The following is a 19,251-nucleotide window of genomic DNA, read 5'->3' on the forward strand; positions in this document are numbered from 1 at the left end:
TGCAGATCTGCAGCGCATCGTGCGCCACATCGTTTCCCTGCAGGCTCCATGACAGCAACCGCACGGGTACCTGATTTCCCTGCCGTCCTGAGCCAGGACGGCCGGCACGTCGTCACCGAACTGGAGTGGGGCCCGGCGCAGCTGCCTGCGGTGCGCAAGTCCAGCCTTTCCGGACACTTGCTCCAGGCCAGCCTGCGCAACGAGGCACGCATTCTGGCCCTGTTGCAGGGCATCGTGGGCGTTCCGCAGTTGCTGGAGGCGGACGAGGCCGGCGAATGGCTGGTGCAGTCGCGCCTGAGCGGCAGCCGGCTGCTGCAGGTGGCCGCCGGCCTGCGCAACGATGCTCCCGCCGTGCTGCGCTGGATGCTCTCGCTGCTGGACGTGCTGGAGCAGGTGCACCTGCGCGGGGTGCTGCACGGCAACATCTCGCCGACCAAGCTGCTAGTGCTGGCGGACGGGCACGGCGCGGGCCTGGTGGACTTCAGCCAGGCCGTGGCGCAGCAGCACATCGAGGCCGAGTTGCGCCACGTCGGCCGCCAGCACCTGGCCCTGGCCTACAGCGCACCGGAGCAGACCGGGCGCATGGCGCGCTCGGTCGACTACCGGGCCGACTACTACGCCTTGGGCGCCGTCGGCTACTGGTTGCTGACGGGCCAGCCGCCCTTCACCGAGAGTGCGCCGCTGGCCCTGTTGCACGCCCTGCTGACGCGGCCGCCAGCAGCGGCCCGGTCGGTCAACGCGGGCGTGTCCGCAGCGCTGTCCAGCGTTCTGGACAAGCTGCTGGCCAAGAACCCGGAGGCGCGCTTCCAGTCCGCCCACGGCCTGCGCCAGGACCTGCAGAAGTGCCTTGACGGCGCGGCGCCGGACTTTTGCCCCGGCGCGCACGACCACCGCATCCAGCCGACCCGGCCGTCGCGCCTGTTCGGCCGCGAGGAGGCACTGCACAGCCTGCAGGCCGCGCTCGGTCCGGGCGGCGGCGCCTGCCGCATCGCGCTGGTGCGCGGCTATTCCGGGGCCGGCAAGTCCGCCCTGGTGCAGGCCCTGGTGCCCTTCGTCAGCGTGCGCCGTGGGCTGGTCGCCGCCGGCAAGTACACCCAGTTCACGCGTCTCAAACCCTTCAGCGGCCTGGCCGAGGCGATGACCGAGGTGGCCGAGTTCTGGCGCGCCGAGCCGCCCGAGCGGCTGCAGGAGATCCGCGCGCGCCTGCTGCAGCGCCTGGGCAGCAACGCGAACCTGCTGGCACGCACCGTGCCCAGCTTCGCGCAGCTGCTGTGGCCGCAGGCCGAGCCGCCCGCCGAAACGGTGGCCGAGGCCCCGTTGCGGGTGTGCATGCGCCAGGCCGTGGCCGCGCTGTGCGAGACGCTGCGTGACGCGGGAACGCCCTGCGTGCTGTTCATCGACGACCTGCAGTGGGCCGACGCCGACTCGCTGGCCGTGCTGGCCGCGCTGGGCCTGGACCACAGCCGCGGCACGCTGCTGCTGATCGGCGCCTACCGCGACCACGAAGTCGATGCGGCACACCCGCTCAGCGGCATGCTGGAACACCTGCGCGAGGCCGGCACCGGGGTGCTGGACCTGCGCGTCGGCGGCCTCGACCCGGCCACCGTCACCGCCTTGCTGGCGGACGTGCTGGACGCCGCGCCAGCCGAGCTGGCGCCGCTGGCCGAAGCCTTGCACACGAAGACGGCCGGCAACGCTTTCTTCGTGCTCGAGTACGTGCGCCGGCTGTTCGACGCGCACCAGCTGCAGCGCACACAGGGCCGTTGGCGCTGGGACGCGCAGGCGCTGGCTGCGCTGACCAGCTCGGATAACCTGGTCGCCGGACTGATCGCCGAACTGCACCGCATGCCCGAGGAGGTGCAGGACCTGGCCTGCGGCTGTGCCTGCATGGGCGGCGCCATCGACATCGAGGTGCTGGCCGCCGTGCGCCGGCACTCTGCCGGTGTGCTGGAGCAACAGATGCTGCCGCTGCTGCAGCGTGGCATCCTGTCCAGCACCCTGGCGGTGGGAGCCGTGTCGCCGGACGAGCTGCCCACCGGCATGCCCGGCCAGCTGCGCTTTTGCCATGACCGCATGCAGGAAGCCGCACTGGCGCTGCTCGACGCACCGGCCCGGGCGCGCTGGCACCTGGGCCTGGCACGCGTGATGGCCCGGCGCCCGGCGCAAGACAGCACCATCACGGCGTCGACGCACTACCTGCAGGCGCTGGACATCCTGGACGACGCGGACGAACGCGCCGCTGCGCTGGCACTGCTCGTGGATGCCGCCCGCCGCTCGATGGCACAGGGTGCGAGTGCACACGCCTTGCGCTTCCTGCAAGGCGCCCGGGCACTGGAGCCCCGGCTGCCTGCGGACGCAGAGCGCACGCGCGACATCGCGCTGCTGTTGCACGCCGCCTTGTTCACGCACTCGCGCTTCGAAGAGATGGATGCGCTGTTCGCCGAGCTGCAGCCCGCCTTGCAGGCGGCGCCCCTGGCTACGCAGGGGGCCGTGTCGCTGCAGGCCCGGTCGCTCAAGCTGCGCGGGTTCAATGACGCATCGGCCCGCATGGCGCTCGATGGCGCGGCGCGGCTGGGCTTGCCATTGCCCGCGCCCGGCCAATGGCGGGCCGCCATGGACCATGAGCTGGACCTGCTGGCGCAGCGCATGCGCGAACGAGGCGATGCCTTGTTCGAATGCCTGCAGCCGCTGCGGGACGCCACGCGCAAGGCCGCCGTTGCCCTGGTCATGGTGGCCCAGGCCAATCCGATGCAGGATGGACCCGAGGTGGGCTCCTGGTGCAACCTGCGGATGATCCGCCTGGGCTGGGAGGAGGGCAGCTTCAGCGCGCTGCCCGAGGCGCTCACCGGCGCGCTCACACCGCTGGCCACCTTCCGCAACGACCATGCGCTGGGCTGCCGGCTCGGTCGCATCGGGCTGCGCCTGTTGCCCGGCCTGGCCAACGCGCGCGACACCAGCCGCGCCCTGTACCGCTGGGCCAACATCGTGGCCACCTTCTGCGAGCCGCTGGAGGCACGCTTCGCGCACCACCGCCACATGGAGCACCTGGCCAGTGACCTGGGCGATACCGACACACCGGCCGACAACCTGGCGTGGGAACTGCAGACCGTGTTCGACACCGCGCAGCATCTGCAGCGCATGGAGCCGGTGTTGGAGCGGGCCTTCGCGTTGTCGCGCCGCACGCGCAACAGCGGCACCCTGGGCTGCTTCGGCCTGTTCCAGTGGCTCACGCGTGTCGCGCGCGATAACGCCGCGCCCGGCGACACCAGCGCCGACCCGCAGCTGCGCGAACGCATCGCGGCCAGCGCCTATGCGCGCCCGCTCCATGCGGCCTACCGCATCGTGGCCCCGGCGCTGGCCGGCAACTGGCCGCAGGCTTTGCTGGAGAGCGACCAGGCACTGCAGACGCGGATGCTGCCCAACTCCTACACCTTCGCGCTGCGCCAGTGGCTGCGTGCGCTGGCGCTGTGCCAGGCCGTGCTCCAAAGCGATGCGGCCGAGCACACGGCGCACAGCGCCGAAATCGACGCGCTGGCGCGCTGGCTGGAGGAGCGCGCCGCCGATGCGCCGGCCAATTTCACCCACATGGCCTTGCTGGTGGGCGCCATGCAGGCCTGGGTGCGGCAGGACTTCGAGCCGGCCGCACACGGCTTCGACACCGCCATCGACGCCAGCGCGCACCGGCCCTGGCACTTTGCGATGGCCTGCGAGCTGGCCCACGCCTTCTACCGTGCGCGCAAGATCATGCGGGCAGCCGACTGGTACCTGGCCCAGGCCGTGCAGGCGTATGCGCAATGGGGTGCGCCCGGTCAGGCCGCACGGCTGCGCGGGCTGCAGCACCGCCCGCAGGCGCAGGCGTTGCTGCCCATCCTGCGCGCCGACGCTGCGCGCGCGTCAGAGGGCGCGGATGGCGGCGCGGACGCCCGCGGCATCGACACGCAAGCCGTCACCAGCGCCGGGCAGGCGCTCATTTCCGAGCGTGACCCGGCCACCCTGGCCGGCGTGCTGTTCAACCTGGTGCGGCAATATGCGGCCGCCGAGTACGGCGTGTTGTGCTGGCGCGAGGGCGAGCAATGGTTGCAGCGTGCCGAGTTCGACCCGCAGGGCCAGCGCATCGCCGACGGCAAGAGCGCCAGGCCCGCCCAGCAATTCCTGCTGCGCATCCCGGCGGCCGTGCAGCACTACGTCACGCAGAGCGGCAAGTCCCTGCTGCTCGACGACACGCGCCAGAACCCGAGGTTCTCGCAAGACCCCGACCTGCTGGGCAGTGGCGCACGATCGCTCGCGGCCCTGCCCATCGTGCTGCGCGGCGAGCCGGTGGGCCTGCTGTACCTGGAGAACCGCGACACCGCGACCACCCTGCACGAGGCGCAGCTGGCCACGCTGCACCTGATGTGCGCGCAGTTCGCCGCCGCCTACGACAACGCCCAGCTCTACACGCAGCTCGAATCCATGGTGGACACGCGCACGCGCGAACTGCACCGCAGCCAGGCGACGCTGCAGGCCATCCTGGACAACGCACCGGTGCCGATCTTTGTGAAAGACCCCGCTGGCGTGTGCGTGCTGCACAACCGCCCCTACGCCGTCTCGTTGGGATTGCCGCCAGATGCGTCCGTGGTGGGCCGCCGGCTGCGCGATGTCTTGCAGACGCGCGACGCCGGCATCGCGGCCGACGACGCGGACCAGCGCCTGTTTGCCGGAGAGACCGTGCCCCCCTATCCGCTGGAGCTGCTCACGCCCACGGGCTCGCGCCACTACTTCATCCACAAGTTCGGCCTGCGCGACGAAACCGGCGCCGTCACGGCCGTGTGCGGCATGTCGCTGGACGTGACGGCGCTGCGCGCCACCGAGGCCGAGCTGCGCCAGGCCAAGGACGAGGCCGACGCCGCCAACGCGGCCAAGAGCGCCTTCCTGGCCAATATGAGCCATGAGATCCGCACCCCGATGAACGCGGTGATTGGCCTGTCGCACCTGGCGCTTACGACCGAGCTGAACCCGCGCCAGCGCGACTACGTGCAGAAGATCCAGCAGTCCGGCCGGCACCTGCTGGGCATCCTGAACGACATCCTGGACTTCTCCAAGGTCGAGGCCGGCAAGATGCGCATCGAGCAGGCGCCGTTCGAGCTCGATGAACTGCTGGACAGCGTCACCAGCCTGCTGGCCGCCAAGACTTACGCCAAGGGCCTGGAGCTGATCTGCGACCTGCCGGCCGAGGTGCCCTGCAGCCTGACCGGCGATGCGCTGCGGCTCAGCCAGGTCCTGATCAACTACGCCAACAACGCGGTGAAGTTCACCGAGCGCGGCGAGGTCGGCATCGCCGTGCGCGTGCTCGAGCAAACCGGCGCGCAGGCGGTGCTGCGCTTCGAAGTGCGCGACACCGGCATTGGCCTGTCGCCCGAGCAGATCGGCCGGCTGTTCCAGAGCTTCGAGCAGGCCGACACCTCCACCACGCGCCACTACGGCGGCACCGGGCTGGGCCTGGCCATCAGCAAGCGGCTGGCCGAGCTGATGGGCGGCCATGTGGGGGTGGACAGCACGCCGGGCACCGGCTCGACCTTCTGGTTCACCGCGCAGGTGGGCGTGCGCGCGCACCAGCCGCGCCGGCTGCTGCCCAGCATCGACCTGCGCGGGCGCCGCGTGCTGGTGGTCGACGACAACGACAACGCAGCCCATGTGCTGGCGCAGATGCTGCTGGCTGTGGGCTTCGACGTGCTGGACGTGCGTTCCGGTGCCAAAGCCTTGCAGGCCCTGCGCGATGCCGCGCGCGCCGGCCAGCCGTTCGAGATCGTGTCGCTGGACTGGCAGATGCCGGGCATGGACGGGCTGCAGACGGCCGCCGCCATCCACGCGCTGGAGCTGCCCCAGCCGCCCCACGCCATCATGGTCACGGCCTATGGCGGCGAAGACCTGGCGCGCAAGGCGGGCCACCTGGGCATCACCGAGGTGTTGACCAAGCCGGTCAACGCCTCGGTCCTGCTGGACACCATCATGCGCGTGTTCGGCCATGCCGCCCGCACCCCGAGCGCGGTGCGCGATGCCGGCGAGGACGGGCTGGCGGCGCTGGCCGTGCTGCGCGGCGCACGCATCCTGCTGGTGGAGGACAACGCGCTGAACCAGCAGGTCGCCTGCGAGCTGCTGGAGCAGGCCGGCTTCGTGGTCGACGTGGCCGAGCACGGCGCCATCGGGGTGGACATGGTGGCCCGCGCCCTGGCGGCAGGCCAGCCCTACGACGTGGTGCTGATGGACATGCAAATGCCGGTGATGGACGGCGTGGCCGCCAGCCGCGCCATCCGCGCCGACGCGCGGCACGCGGCGCTGCCGATCCTGGCGATGACGGCCAACGCCATGCAGTCCGACCGCGACCTGTGCGCGGCCGCCGGCATGAACGACTTCGTCGTAAAGCCGATCGAGCCGGAGCATTTGTGGCTGGCGCTGGCGCGCTGGATTCGCCCGCGCCCCGGGCTGCCGGTGCGCCCGGACGCAGAGCCGGCCGACACAGCGCCCGCGCCCGCCACGGCGGCACAGGAACTGCCCACCGACGTGGCGGGTCTGGACGTGCAGCAAGGCCTGCGCCGCGTGCTGGGCAACCGCGCGCTGTACCTGGAACTGCTGCGCAAGTTCTGCGCGTCGCAGGCCGATGTGACGTCACAGATCCGCACGGCGCTGCATGCCGATGACCGGGGCCTGGCCCAGCGCCTGGCACACACGCTGCGCGGCTTGGCTGGCAATCTGGGCGCCACGGCATTGCAGACGCAGGCGGGCAGGGTCGAGATGGCCATCGAGCGCGGCGAAACCTCTGATGTGGCGCTGGCCGAGGCGGAGCGGTTGCTGAGTGGGCTGGTGCGCGCGCTGCGGGCCGCTCTGCCTGCTGCCCCTGCTGCCCCTGCGGCAGCGCCCCCCGGCGTGATGGTGGACCAGGCCACCGTGCAGGCCGTGTGCCGGCAACTGCACACGCTGCTGGAGGGCAGCGACGCCAGCGCGCAGCTCTATTTCGCCGAGCACCGCGCGCTGCTGCAGGCGGCCCTCGGCCAGGCCTGCGGTCCGCTGGCGCAGGCCATCGAAAACTACGACTTCGACACCGCCTGCACGCTGCTGGCCGACGCGGCGCCGGCAGCCCGTTGAGCGCTTGAGCGCGTGGCAGGCGGGCCGGCGCGTCAGCGCCTGGGCGCGCGCCAACGCGCCATCCTCAGATACGTTGCCGCGCATTCGCCCGGTTGCTGGCCGTGTATGCCCGGTGGTATGGTCTGAAAGACGGTGCAAATCTGTGGTGCGTCCTTGCGCCGCATCGCTTCCCTGCAGGCTCTATGACGGCAATCGCACGGATACCGGAACCCCTCGCAGTGCTCAGCCAGGACGGTCGGCACGTGGTCGCCGAACTGCCTTGGGGCGACGCACGCGTGCCCGCCGTGTGCAAGACCGCCCGACCCGGCCATGCGCACAGCGCCGAGCTGCGCAACGAAGCCCGCATCCTGCAGCTGCTGGACGGCGTGCAGGGCGTCGCCCGGCTGCTGCATGCCGACGAGGCCGGCGAGCTGCTGGTGCAGTCCCGCCTGCCGGGGCAGGCCCTCACGCAGGCCGTGCTGCTGTTGCGCGCGCAGCCGCAGCAGGCCTGCCTGTTCCTCATGGGCCTGCTCGACATCCTGGAGCAGGTGCACGAGCGCGGGGTGCTCCATGGTCATCTGGCGCCCTCCAAGCTGTTGGTCGACCCGGCCAGCGGTCGCGTCGCACTGCTGGACTTCAGCCAGGCCGTGGCGCAGCGCCACATCGAGGCCGAGTTGCGCCTGGCCGCGCCGCAGGACCTGGCCCGCCCCTTCTGCGCGCCGGAGCAGACTGGCCGCATGGCGCGCGCGGTGGACTACCGGGCCGACTACTACGCGCTCGGCGCCATCGGCTACTGGCTGCTGAGCGGGCAGCCCCCGTGTGCCGAGACCGAACCGCTGGCGCTGCTGCATGCGCTGCTGACGCGGGTGCCCGCGCCGCTGGACAGCCTGCGACCCGATCTGCCCGCTGGCCTGTCGGCCATCGTGGCCAAGCTGCTGGCCAAGCAGCCGGAGGACCGCTACCAGTCGGCCCACGGCCTGCGGCAGGATCTGCGCCGCTGCCTGGATGGCCGGGCCGACGGCCTGGTGCCCGGCGCCGACGACCGCCGCAGCCAGCCGACGCGGCCCTCGCGGCTGTTCGGCCGCGAACACGCGCTGGACCGGCTGCAGCACGCGCTGGACGCCGACGCCGCGTCGCAAGGCCCGCACGGTCGGGTGGCCCTGGTGCGGGGCTATTCGGGCGCCGGCAAATCGGCCCTGGTGCACGCGCTGCTTCCCTTCGTCAGTGCGCGCCAGGGCCTGATCGCCAGCGGCAAGTACACGCAGTACCAGCGCCTGCGGCCCTTCAGCGGTTTGGCCGAGGCGCTGGCCGACGTTGCCGAATTCTGGCGTGCCGAATCGCCCGAGCGGCTGGGCGAGATCCGCCGGCAGCTGCTGCAGCGGTTGGAGGGCGACGCGGCGCTGCTGGTGCACACCGTGCCGGGCTTTGCGCCGCTGCTGTGGCCGCAGGGCGGCGTGCCGTCTGCGCCCGTGAACGACGCGGCGGTGCTGCCCCGCATGCGGCGCGTGCTGGCCGCCGTGTGCAGCACGGTGGTGGACGCCGGCGTGCCCTGCGTGCTGTTCCTCGATGACCTGCAGTGGGCCGATGCCGACTCGCTGGCGCTGCTGGAATCCATGGCCGTGGACCACAGCCGGGGCCGGCTGCTGCTGATCGGTGCCTACCGCGAGCACGAGGTCGATGCCGCCCACCCGCTGGCCGCCATGCTGGCGCAGTTGCGCCGGGTCGGCACCGCGCTGGTGGAGCTGGAGGTGGGCGGGCTGAGCCCGGCCACCGTGGCCGCGCTGCTGGCCGACGTGCTGGACAGCCGGCAGGAGGAGCTGGCCTGGCTGGCCGCGCAACTGCACCGCAAGACCGAGGGCAACGCCTTCTTCGTGCTGGAGTACGTGCGCCGCCTGTTCGATGCCGGGCAGCTGCGGCGTGTGCGCGGGCGCTGGCAGTGGGACGCGACGGCATTGGCCGCGCTGCCCGAGTCCGACAACCTGGTGGCCGGGCTGATCGCCGAGCTGCATCGCATGCCCGTGCAGGTGCAGGACCTGGCGGGCGGCTGTGCCTGCCTGGGCGGCGCGGTGGACATCGCGCTGCTGGCCGCCGTGCAGCACAGCAGCCTGGCGCAGGTGGAGCAAGACATGCTGCCACTGATGCAGCGCGGCATCGTCTGCGGCCGTGCCGGCCCGGCAGCGTCGATCGGCTTCTCGCACGACCGCATGCAGGAGGCCGCGCTCGGCCTCTTGACGCCGCCCGCGCGGCAGCGCTGGCACCTGGGCCTGGCGCGTGCGCTGTTGGCCAACGCCACGCCGGGCGACGCCCCCATGGCCCCGGCCAACCACTATCTGGCCGCGCTGGACGGCCTGGCCGATCCGGCCGAGCAGGCGGTGGCGCTGGAGCTGCTGGTGGCGTCCGGGCGGCGCTCGCTGGCGCAGGGCGCGGCCTCGCATGCGCTGCGCTTTCTGGACGGCGCGCAGACCCTGCTGACGCGGCTGCCGCCAGAGCCGCTGCGCACGCGGGCGATCGGGCAACTGGCGCACGCAGCCGCCTACGCGCTTGCGCGCTACGACATCATGGACCGCCTGTTCGAGACGCTGCGCCCCTGGGTGGCGACCGAGCCACTGGCGCTGTATGAGTCGCTGGACCTGCAGGCCAAGTCGTTGACGCTGCGCGGCCGCTTCGACGCGTCGATGGCGCTGCTGCTGCAGGGCGCCGCCCTGCTGGGCCTGCCCGCGCCCGGGCCCGACCCCTCTGACTGGGTGTCCGAGGAGATGGACCGGCTGACGCAGCACATGCGCGGCCACGACGACGCCTGGTTCCTGCAGCTGCCGCTGCTGGAAGACCGCGCCCTGCAAGCCGCCGCCCATCTGCTGATCACCTGCCAGTTCAACCCGGTGATGGACAAGGTTCCCCTGCTGTTCTGGTGCAATCTGCGGCTGATCCGGCTGGGCTGCGAGCGGGGCCGTTTTCCCTGGCTGCCCCACGCGTTGACCGGCGCGGCCACGCCGCTGGCGCACTACCGCAACGACTACGCGCTGGGCTGCCGCCTGGGCCGCATCGGCCTGGCCATGGCGCCGGGGCTGGCCAGCGACCAGGTGCGCAGCCGCATGCTGTACCGCTGGGCCAACTTCATCGGCACCTGGACCGAGCCGCTGCAGGTCCGCTTCGCCCATCTGCGCGAGATCGACCACCTGGCCAGCCAGCTGGGCGACCACTATCTGCAGGCCGACAACCTGGTCTGGCGGCTCGTGGCTACCTTCGAGACGGCGCCGCACCTGCACCAGCTCGATGAGCAGGTCGAGCGTGCGCTGGTGCTGGCGCGCCGCAGCAACAACCGCATCGCGTTGGGCATCTACACCGTGTTCCAGCAGCTGGCGCGCTTCGCCGTCGGCGACAGCCCCACGCTGCACGACAGTGCCACCCAGACCGAAGCCGCCGAGCGGATGGCCGCGAGCCCGCTGGCGCTCGCCAAGCTGGCCGTCTACCAGGCCGTGACGACGGTGCTGTCGGCCGATTGGGCGCAGGCGCTTGCGCACACGCGCGAGGCCATGGCGCGGACCCTGTACCCCAACACCTATCTGTTCGCGCTGCGGCGCTGGATGCGGGCGCTGGCGCTGTGCCAGGCCATGCGCCAGGCGGCAGCGGGCGCGGAGCGCGCCGCGTGGCTGGACGAGCTGGAGCCACTGCAGCAATGGCTGGCCGAGCGCGCCGCCGATGCACCAGCGAACTTCCAGCACATGTTGATGCTGGTGCAGGCCATGCGGGCCTGGGCCGAAGGCGATTTCGCCACCGCCGCCGGGCGGTTCGAGGAGAGCATCGACGCCGCTGCGGTGCAGCGCCCCTGGCACCACGCCCTGGCCTGCGAGCTGGCCTCCACCTGCTACCGCGCGCAGGGCCTGGGCCGCGCCGCAGACCTCTATCTGGCCCAGGCCCTGCAGGCCTTCGAGCAGTGGGGCGCGCGCAGCCAGGTGGCGCGCCTGCGCAGCGCCCGGCGCCGGCAGGACGCCGGCGAGATGCTGACCGTGTTCCAGGCCGAGGCCCACCGCGCGCAGCAGGCGCCGTTGCACCAGCGCCTGGACATCGAGGCCATCGCAGCTGCCGGCCAGGCGCTGATGTCCGAGCGCGATCCGGCCCTGCTGCTGCGCGTGGTGCTGGACCTGGTGCGCCAGTACGCCGGTGCCGAATACGGCGTGTTGTGCTGGCGTGAGGAGGGGCAATGGCGCGAGCATGCCGAGTTCGACCTGGGTGCGCAGCGGGTGGCAAGCAGCGGCGCGGCCGCTGGCGGCGCGAGCGGCCTGGCCCTGCAGATCCCGCCGCCCGTGCTGCACTACCTGGCCCAGGGCGATACGCACCTGCTGGTGCCCGACCTGCGCCAGCACGCGCGCCTCTCGCGCGACCCGATGCTGCGCGCGCGCAAGGTCCAGTCGCTGGCGGCGCTGCCGATCCTGCTGCGCGGGCAGACGGTGGGCCTGCTCTACCTGGAGAACCGCCATGCCGCCACGACCTTGCACGCCACCCAGCTGGAGACCCTGCGGCTGATCTCGGCGCAGTTCGCCGCCGCGTACGAGAACGCGCAGCTGTACCGGGACCTGGAGGCCATGGTGGCCGCGCGCACACAGGAGCTCGACCGCAGCCAGTCCTGGTTGACGGGCATCATGGAGCACTCGCCGACACCGATCTTCGTCAAGTCGCCGGACGGCTATTGCCTGGCCCACAGCCCCTCGTATGGCGCCTTGATCGGCAAGCCGGGGCAGTCGTTTGTCGGCCTGCACACCTCGGAATTCCTCGACCTGCGACAGGGGGCGCAGGACATGGTCACCTCCGACAGTCAGGCCATGGCCGGCGAATTGGTGCAGCCCTATGAACTGGCTGTCGCCACTTCCACGGGTCTGCGCCACTTCATCGTCAACAAGTTCGTGCTGCGCAATGCGGCAGGCACGCCCACCGGCCTGTGCGGCATCTCCGTGGAAGTGACCCAACTGAAGACCATCGAAACCCAGCTGCGCCAGGCGCGCGACGCAGCCGACGCGGCCAATGCGTCCAAGAGCGCGTTCCTGGCCAACATGAGCCACGAGATCCGCACGCCAATGAACGCGGTGATCGGCCTGTCGCATCTGGCGCTCAAGACCGAGCTGAACGCGCGCCAGCGCGACTACGTGCAGAAGATCCAGCAGTCCGGCCAGCACCTGCTGGGGATCCTGAACGACATCCTGGACTTCTCCAAAGTCGAGGCCGGCAAGATGCGCATCGAGCAGGCGCCGTTCGCGCTGGACGAGCTGCTGGACAGCGTGACCAGCCTGATCGCCGCCAAGAGCCAGGCCAGGAACCTGGAGCTGATCTGCGACCTGCCCGCCGACGTGCCGCAAAGCCTGGTGGGCGATGCGCTGCGGTTGAGCCAGGTGCTCATCAACTACGCCAACAACGCCGTCAAGTTCACCGAGCGCGGGGAGATCGGCATCGCCGTGCGCGTCCAGGAACAGGACGACAGCGAACTGCTGCTGCGCTTCGAGGTGCGCGACACCGGCATCGGCCTTTCGCCCGAACAGATCGGGCGGCTGTTCCAGAGCTTCGAGCAGGCCGACGCCGCCACCACGCGCCACTACGGCGGCACCGGGCTGGGCCTGGCCATCAGCAAGCGGCTGGCCGAGCTGATGGGCGGCGAAGTGGGCGTGGACAGCACGCCGGGCGCGGGCTCGACGTTCTGGTTCACGGCGCGGGTGGGCGTGCGCGAATCGCCAACGCGCGCCGCCTTGCCTCATGCCGACCTGCGTGGGCGACGCGTGCTGGTGGTGGACGACAACCACAGCGCCGCCAGGGTGCTCACGCAGGTGCTGCGCGCCGAAGGCTTCGCGGTGCAGGGGGTGCACAGCGGCGCTGCGGCGGTAGAGGCCGTGCGCGAGGCGGCCGCTGCGGCCCTGGCGTTCGACGTCGTGGCGCTGGACTGGCAGATGCCGGGCATGGACGGGCTGCAGACCGCCGTGCAGATCCAGTCGCTGCGGCTGGAGCCGGCGCCGCGGCTGGTGCTGGTCAGCGGCTACAGCGGCGAAGACCTGGCGCGCGAGGCGGCGCAGCTGGGCATGGCGGACATGCTGGCCAAGCCGGTCAACGCCTCCTCGGTGCGGGACAGCTTGCTGCGCGTGTTCGGCCACGCGACGCTTGGGCGCGAGGACGATCACGACCACGGCGAAGCCGCCCTGGCAGCCCTGGCCGCGTTGCGCGGCGCGCGCATCCTGCTGGTGGAAGACAACGAGCTGAACCAGCAGGTGGCCTGCGAGCTGCTGCAGCAGGCCGGCTTCGTGGTGGACGTGGCCGACCACGGCGCCATCGGGGTGGACAAGGTGGCCCTTGCGCAGGTCGAAGGGTCTCCGTACGACGTGGTGCTGATGGACATGCAGATGCCCGTGATGGACGGCGTTGCTGCCAGCCGCGCCATCCGCCAGGAGCGGGTGCACGACGCGCTGCCCATCCTGGCGATGACGGCCAACGCCATGCCATCGGACCGCGACCTGTGCGCGGCCGCCGGCATGAACGACTTCGTCATGAAGCCGATCGAGCCCGAACAGTTGTGGCTGGCGTTGGCGCGCTGGATCCGCCCGCGCCCGGGGTTGCCGGTGGCGCACGGGGCGCCGGCAGCAGCGCCCGACCAGGGGCTGAACCAGACACCGGGTCAAACGTCGGATCAGACGTCAGGTCAGACATCGGATCGGACGTCGGGTCAGACGCTGCACCAGATGCCGGTCCAGAAGCCGGGTCAGACGCCTTCCGAGGCGCCCGCCCGGACGCCGGGTCAGACGCTTTCCAAGGCGCCCGCCCAGACGCCGGGCCCGGCGCCTGCGGGCGGCGCCGTGTTGCCCGTGGGCATCACCGGACTGGACGTCGCCCTGGGCCTGCGCCGCGTGATGGGCAAGCAGGCGCTGTACCTGGAACTGCTGGGCAAGTTCGCGCGCACCCAGAATCTGGTGCCCGCGCAGATCTGTAGCGCGCTGCAGGCCGGCGACGCGGAGCTGGCACGGCGCCTGGCGCACACGCTGCGCGGCCTGGCTGGCAACCTGGGCGCCACCGCGCTGCAGGCCCAAGCCGCCGAGGTCGAGATGGCCATCGGCAGCGGCACCGTGCTGCCCGCTCTGAATCCGGCGTTGGAACGGTTGGCGCAGCTGCTGGACCCGTTGGCCGACGCGCTGGCGGCCGCTCTGCCGGTGGCGCCGGTCGCATCGGTCGCGACGAGTGCGGCGGGCGCGCCGGTCGCTCAAGCGCCCAGCGGTCAAGACAGCGCCGCAATTGCCACCATCTGTGAGCGGCTGCGCAGCCTGCTAGAACACGGCGACGGCGACGCGGTCAACTACTTCGCCGAGCATCGCTTGACGCTGGAATCCGCGATCGGCCCGGCTTGCGCAGAGATGGCGGCAGCCATCGAGAACTATGAGTTCGACGCGGCGGCGCGCCTGCTGGTCGCGTCGTTGGCGGAACGCTGAGCGGGGCGGGCGGCCGTGGGATGGGGGAGTGGCGTGGCGCGGGCCACGCGGTTGAAGTGGTGGAGAGGAGGAGGATCGAACTCCCGACCTCTGCATTGCGAACGCAGCGCTCTCCCAGCTGAGCTACCCCCCCACGCGAAATAAATTCTAGTCCTGGCCTGCAAGGCCGCGCCACCGTCATGGTGTCCAATCCCCGACCATGGACGACCAAGACCCCGTAGCGCGCCGACTCGATGCCCTGGAGCTCAAGGCTTGCGATGCCGATGACCTGCTGGACCAGCTGAACCTGACGGTCTACCGCCAGCAACAGCAGATCGACTTGCTGCAGCAGCAGGTGGCGCTGTTGCGACAGCAGCTGCCCGAGGCCGGGCAGGCAGCCGGCCGCAACGTGCGCGACGAGCTGCCGCCGCATTACTGACGGGCTACGGCACCTGGTGCGCCGCCGCCAGGCATTCCTGCAGCAGCAGTGCAGCACGCGAGGGCTGGGGTGAGCGGCGCAACAGGCTGACGAACTGGCAGGCATACGAGAAGCGCTCTGGCGCCACGGCCTGCAGCAGGCCCCGGGCGACGAAGCCGGCGGCGTAGTGGTCGGGCAGAAACCCCAGGAACCGGCCCGACAGCACCAGCGTGGCAATCGCCTCCTGGTCGAAGCCCGAAGCCCGGCGCACCAGCTGCTCGCGGTGGCTCAGCTCCATGTTGGGCGAGTGGTAGGCCAGGCCGGCGAACGGATGCTGGCGCAGGCGCGCCCAGGTCAGGCTCGCGTGGTCGGCGCCGTACAGGGCGTGGCGCCTGCCGCAGTACAGCAGCATGGTTTCGCCGAAGAGCTCGGTGTAGCGCAGGCTGCGCGAGCTGCGGTGGGCGGGGATGATGCCCAGCGCGAAACGGCCGTCGATCACGCCGCGCTCGATCTCGTTGATGGACGCCACATGCAGGCTGGGCGTGACTTCCGGCGCGCGTTCGCAAAAGAGTGCGATGGCGTCGTCGATGTGCGCCGCCGGGTTGGTGGCGGTCTTGTCGAACAGCGCCAGTTCCAGCGTGCCACCCATGCGGCCGTGGATGTCGTCGATGCTGCTGCGAAACGCGTCGACCGAGGCCAGCAGCTGCCGCGTCTCATCAAAGACGCGCTGGCCCTCCTCCGTCAGCGCAAAGCCGGCCCGGCCGCGCCGGCACAGCACCAGGCCCAGCCGCGTCTCCAGGTCTTTCACATGGCGGCTGATGGTGGAGGTGCCGATGTTCAGCTCCAGCTCGGCCGCCGTCATGCCGCCGCACTGCACGACGCTGCGGAACACGCGCAGCAGGCGCAGGTCCATGTCGTCCAGCTGGCCCAGCAGGGCGCGCTCGCGGGTGGCGGGCTTTACTTGCATGAACCGTCAAGTGAAGTTTGATATGCCGTCATTGTCCAACTGTCGGAGCGCCCGAACAATGGTCGGCTTCCGCTCACTTTGCAAAGGACACCGCCATGACTGTGCTGACCGCCACGCCCGCCGCGACCACCCGCCTTGACGCCGCCTGGCTGGAAGCGCACTGGATGCCGTTCACCGGCAACCGCAACTTCAAGGCCGATCCGCGCATGGTGGTGGAAGCCAAAGGCGCCTATTTCACCGATGCCGACGGGCGCAAGGTGTTCGATGGCCTGTCGGGCCTGTGGTGCGCCGGCCTGGGCCATGGCCGGGCCGAGATCACCGAGGCGGTGAGCAAGCAGATCGCCAAGCTGGACTACGCGCCGGCGTTCCAGTTCGGGCACCCGGGCTCGTTCGCGCTGGCCAACAGGATCAAGGACCTGACGCCCGCCGGGCTGGACTACGTGTTCTTCACCGGCTCGGGCTCCGAGGCGGCCGACACTTCGCTGAAGATGGCACGTGCCTACTGGCGCACCAAAGGCCAAGCCGGCAAGACCCGGCTGATCGGCCGCGAGAAGGGCTACCACGGTGTCAACTTCGGCGGCATCTCGGTGGGCGGCATGGTGGGCAACCGCAAGGCGTTCGGCCAGACCATCGAGGCCGACCACCTGCCGCACACGCAACTGGCCAGCAACGCGTTCAGCCGCGGCATGCCGGAGCACGGCGCCGAGCTGGCCGACCGGCTGCTGGACATCATCGCGCTGCACGATGCGTCGACCATCGCAGCGGTGATCGTCGAGCCGTTCTCGGGTTCGGCCGGCGTGGTGGTGCCGCCCAAGGGCTATCTGCAGCGCCTGCGCGACATCTGCACGGCGCACAACATCCTGTTGATCTTCGACGAGGTCATCACCGGTTTCGGCCGCTGCGGCGCGATGACGGGTGCCGAGGCGTTTGGCGTGACGCCGGACATCATGAACATCGCCAAGCAGGTGACCAACGGCACGCAGCCGCTGGGCGCGGTGGTGGCCAGCCGTGAGATCTACGAGACCTTCATGGCCGCAGGCGGGCCCGAGTACATGGTGGAGTTTCCGCATGGCTACACCTATTCGGCGCACCCGGTGGCCTGCGCGGCCGGCCTGGCGGCGCTGGATCTGTTGCAGGCCGAAGATGGCGTGGGTCGTGTGCGCGCGCTGGCACCGCATTTCGAGAGCGCCGTGCACAGCCTGAAGGGCGCCAAGCACGTGACGGACATCCGCAACTTCGGCCTGGCTGCGGGCTTCACGATCGCGTCGCTGCCCGGCGAGCCGGCGCGGCGCCCGTACGAGATCGCCATGGCTTGCTGGAGGAAGGGCTTCTACGTGCGCTACGGCGGCGACACCATCCAGCTGGCGCCGCCGTTCATCAGCGAGAAGGCCGAAATCGACCGCCTGGTCAACGCATTGGGCGACGCGCTGGCCGAGACGGCCTGACGCGTCCCTGTCGCAGCTGCGCCAGTCGCAAGAGAAGGGGCCGCTGGCCCCTTCTCGCTTTCAGCCGCGCTCGAAGCGGAACAGCGCGGTCGAGGCCCGCGCGTTCGGGAAGGCGCGCACTTCCAGGCCGGCCTGCAGGCCGAACGCGTCCAGGATCTTCAGGCCGTTCTTGTGCGCCAGCGATGCGAAATCCTTGAAGGTGCCGACGCGGATGTTGGGCGTGTCATACCACTGGTAAGGCAGGCGCCGCGTCACCGGCATGCGGCCACGCAGCACGGACAGCCGGTTCGGCCAGTGCGCGAAGTTGGGGAACACGACGATGCCGGCACGGCCGACGCGCGCGGTCTCGCGCAGCATGGTTTCGGCGTTGCGCAGGTGCTGCAGCGTGTCGATCTGCAGCACCACGTCGAAGCTGGCGTCGTCGAACATCGCCAAACCCTCTTCCAGATTCAGCTGGATCACGTCGACGCCGCGCTGCACGCAGGCCAGCACGTTCGCATCGGCGATCTCGATGCCGTAGCCGGTGCACCGGCGCGTGGCCTGCAGGTGCGCCAGCAGCGCGCCGTCGCCGCAGCCCAGGTCGAGCACGCGCGCGCCCTCGGGCACCAGACGCGCGATGGTTTCCATGGTCGCCCGGTCGGTCACTGGGGTACCTTCGGCTCCGCCTGCGGTGCGAGCTTGCTTGGGGCGGCCCGGCGCGGCGCTCATGCAGCGGCCCCTTCGTGGGCAATGCGATCGAAGTAGGCGCGCACCACGCCCATGTAGCGCGTGTCGTCGAGCAGGAATGCGTCGTGACCATGCGGCGCGTCGATCTCGGCGTAGCTGACCGAGCGCCGGTTATCGAGCAGGGCCTGCACGATCTCGCGGCTGCGCGCGGGGGCAAAGCGCCAGTCGGTCGTAAAACTGACGAGCAGAAATTTCGCCTGCGCCTGCGCAAGCGCCTGGGCCAGGTTGCCGCCGTGCGGGCGGGCCGGGTCGAAGTAGTCCAGCGCGCGGGTGATCAACAGGTAGGTGTTGGCGTCGAAATATTCGCTGAACTTGTCGCCCTGGTAGCGCAGGTAACTCTCGATCTGGAACTCGACGTCCTGGGTGCTGTATTTCAGGTCGATGCCCTCGCGCAGTTGCCGGCCGAACTTCTCGTTCATGACGTTGTCGCTGAGGTAGGTGATGTGGCCAATCATGCGGGCGATGCGCAGGCCGCGTTGCGGGATCACACCGTGCGCGTAGAAGTGGCCGCCGTGGAAGTCCGGGTCGGTCACGATCGCGCGGCGCGCCACTTCGTTGAAGGCGATGTTCTCGGCCGTGAGGTTGGGCGCGCTCGCCACGACGACGGCATGGCGCACGCGCTCGGGAAAGCGCAGGCTCCAGCACAGCGCCTGCATGCCGCCCAGGCTGCCGCCCATCACGGCCGCCAGTTGGCGGATGCCCAGTGCGTCCAGCAGGCGGGCCTGGGCGTCGACCCAGTCTTCGACCGTGACGACCGGAAAATCCGCGCCGTAGATGCGGCCTGTGTCCGGGTTCGTGTGCATCGGGCCGGTGGAGCCGAAACACGAGCCCAGGTTGTTCACGCCGATGACGAAGAAGCGGTCGGTGTCGACCGGCTTGCCCGGGCCGATCATGTTGTCCCACCAGCCTTCGGACTTGGGCTGGCCCTCGTAGCTGCCGGCCACATGGTGCGAGGCATTCAGCGCGTGGCAGATCAGCACGGCGTTGCTCTTGTCCGCGTTCAGCGTGCCGTAGGTCTCGAAGCTCAGCGCGTAGTCGCGGATGGACGCGCCGCTCTGCAGCGGCAGCGCAGGCGCGAACGACATGGATTGGGAAACCGCGATCAGGCTCATGGACACCAACAAAGAAAAACCCGGCGCGCTAAACACGAAGCCGGGC

At 70.7% G+C, this 19,251-nt stretch carries 7 protein-coding genes and 1 tRNA gene; 4 read left to right on the forward strand and 4 right to left on the reverse strand.

Annotation, left to right across the window (positions count from 1 at the left end; all coding sequences use genetic code 11):
• Positions 1 to 48: 48 nt before the first annotated feature.
• On the forward strand, positions 49 to 7,122 hold the full coding sequence (locus AC099J_RS00490) for a response regulator (RefSeq protein ID WP_479613236.1): 7,074 nt from the start codon (positions 49 to 51) through the stop codon (positions 7,120 to 7,122).
• Positions 7,123 to 7,364: 242 nt separating this feature from the next.
• Complete coding sequence (locus tag AC099J_RS00495; protein ID WP_479613237.1) at positions 7,365 to 14,558, forward strand: response regulator; 7,194 nt, start codon at positions 7,365 to 7,367, stop codon at positions 14,556 to 14,558.
• A 57-nt stretch (positions 14,559 to 14,615) separates the two neighbouring features.
• Here AC099J_RS00495 and AC099J_RS00500 read toward each other — a convergent pair.
• A tRNA-Ala gene (locus AC099J_RS00500) sits at positions 14,616 to 14,691 on the reverse strand.
• 66 nt (positions 14,692 to 14,757) lie between these two features.
• Here AC099J_RS00500 and AC099J_RS00505 point away from each other — a divergent pair.
• Positions 14,758 to 14,976, forward strand: a complete 219-nt coding sequence (locus AC099J_RS00505; RefSeq protein ID WP_479613238.1) for a SlyX family protein — start codon at positions 14,758 to 14,760, stop codon at positions 14,974 to 14,976.
• Positions 14,977 to 14,980: 4 nt separating this feature from the next.
• On the opposite strand, the gene AC099J_RS00510 is transcribed toward AC099J_RS00505, so the two are convergent.
• On the reverse strand, positions 14,981 to 15,922 hold the full coding sequence (locus AC099J_RS00510) for a LysR family transcriptional regulator (protein WP_479613239.1): 942 nt from the start codon (positions 15,920 to 15,922) through the stop codon (positions 14,981 to 14,983).
• Positions 15,923 to 16,017: 95 nt separating this feature from the next.
• Between AC099J_RS00510 and aptA the strand changes: the two genes are divergently transcribed.
• Positions 16,018 to 17,367: an omega-aminotransferase AptA gene (gene aptA, locus AC099J_RS00515; RefSeq protein WP_479613240.1), complete on the forward strand. Its 1,350-nt coding sequence runs from the start codon at positions 16,018 to 16,020 to the stop codon at positions 17,365 to 17,367.
• A gap of 60 nt (positions 17,368 to 17,427) precedes the next feature.
• Here aptA and metW read toward each other — a convergent pair whose 3' ends face one another.
• Positions 17,428 to 18,012 carry a methionine biosynthesis protein MetW gene (metW, locus tag AC099J_RS00520; protein ID WP_479613808.1) on the reverse strand — a complete coding sequence of 195 codons (585 nt, stop codon included), beginning with the start codon at positions 18,010 to 18,012 and terminating at the stop codon, positions 17,428 to 17,430.
• 59 nt (positions 18,013 to 18,071) lie between these two features.
• Entirely contained in the window at positions 18,072 to 19,205 is a 1,134-nt protein-coding gene (gene metX / locus AC099J_RS00525) for a homoserine O-succinyltransferase MetX (RefSeq protein WP_479613241.1), read from the reverse strand.
• Positions 19,206 to 19,251 lie beyond the last annotated feature (46 nt).

The sequence above is a fragment of the Rhodoferax sp. RT4P68 genome (assembly GCF_056521305.1).

Bases quoted from the DNA above. Each gene is read 5' to 3' on its own strand.
- AC099J_RS00490 (WP_479613236.1), top strand. From the start codon at position 49: ATGACAGCAACCGCACGGGTACCTGATTTCCCTGCCGTCCTGAGCCAG.
- metX (WP_479613241.1), bottom strand. From the start codon at position 19,205: ATGAGCCTGATCGCGGTTTCCCAATCCATGTCGTTCGCGCCTGCGCTG.
- AC099J_RS00505 (WP_479613238.1), top strand. From the start codon at position 14,758: ATGGACGACCAAGACCCCGTAGCGCGCCGACTCGATGCCCTGGAGCTC.
- AC099J_RS00510 (WP_479613239.1), bottom strand. From the start codon at position 15,922: ATGCAAGTAAAGCCCGCCACCCGCGAGCGCGCCCTGCTGGGCCAGCTG.
- aptA (WP_479613240.1), top strand. From the start codon at position 16,018: ATGACTGTGCTGACCGCCACGCCCGCCGCGACCACCCGCCTTGACGCC.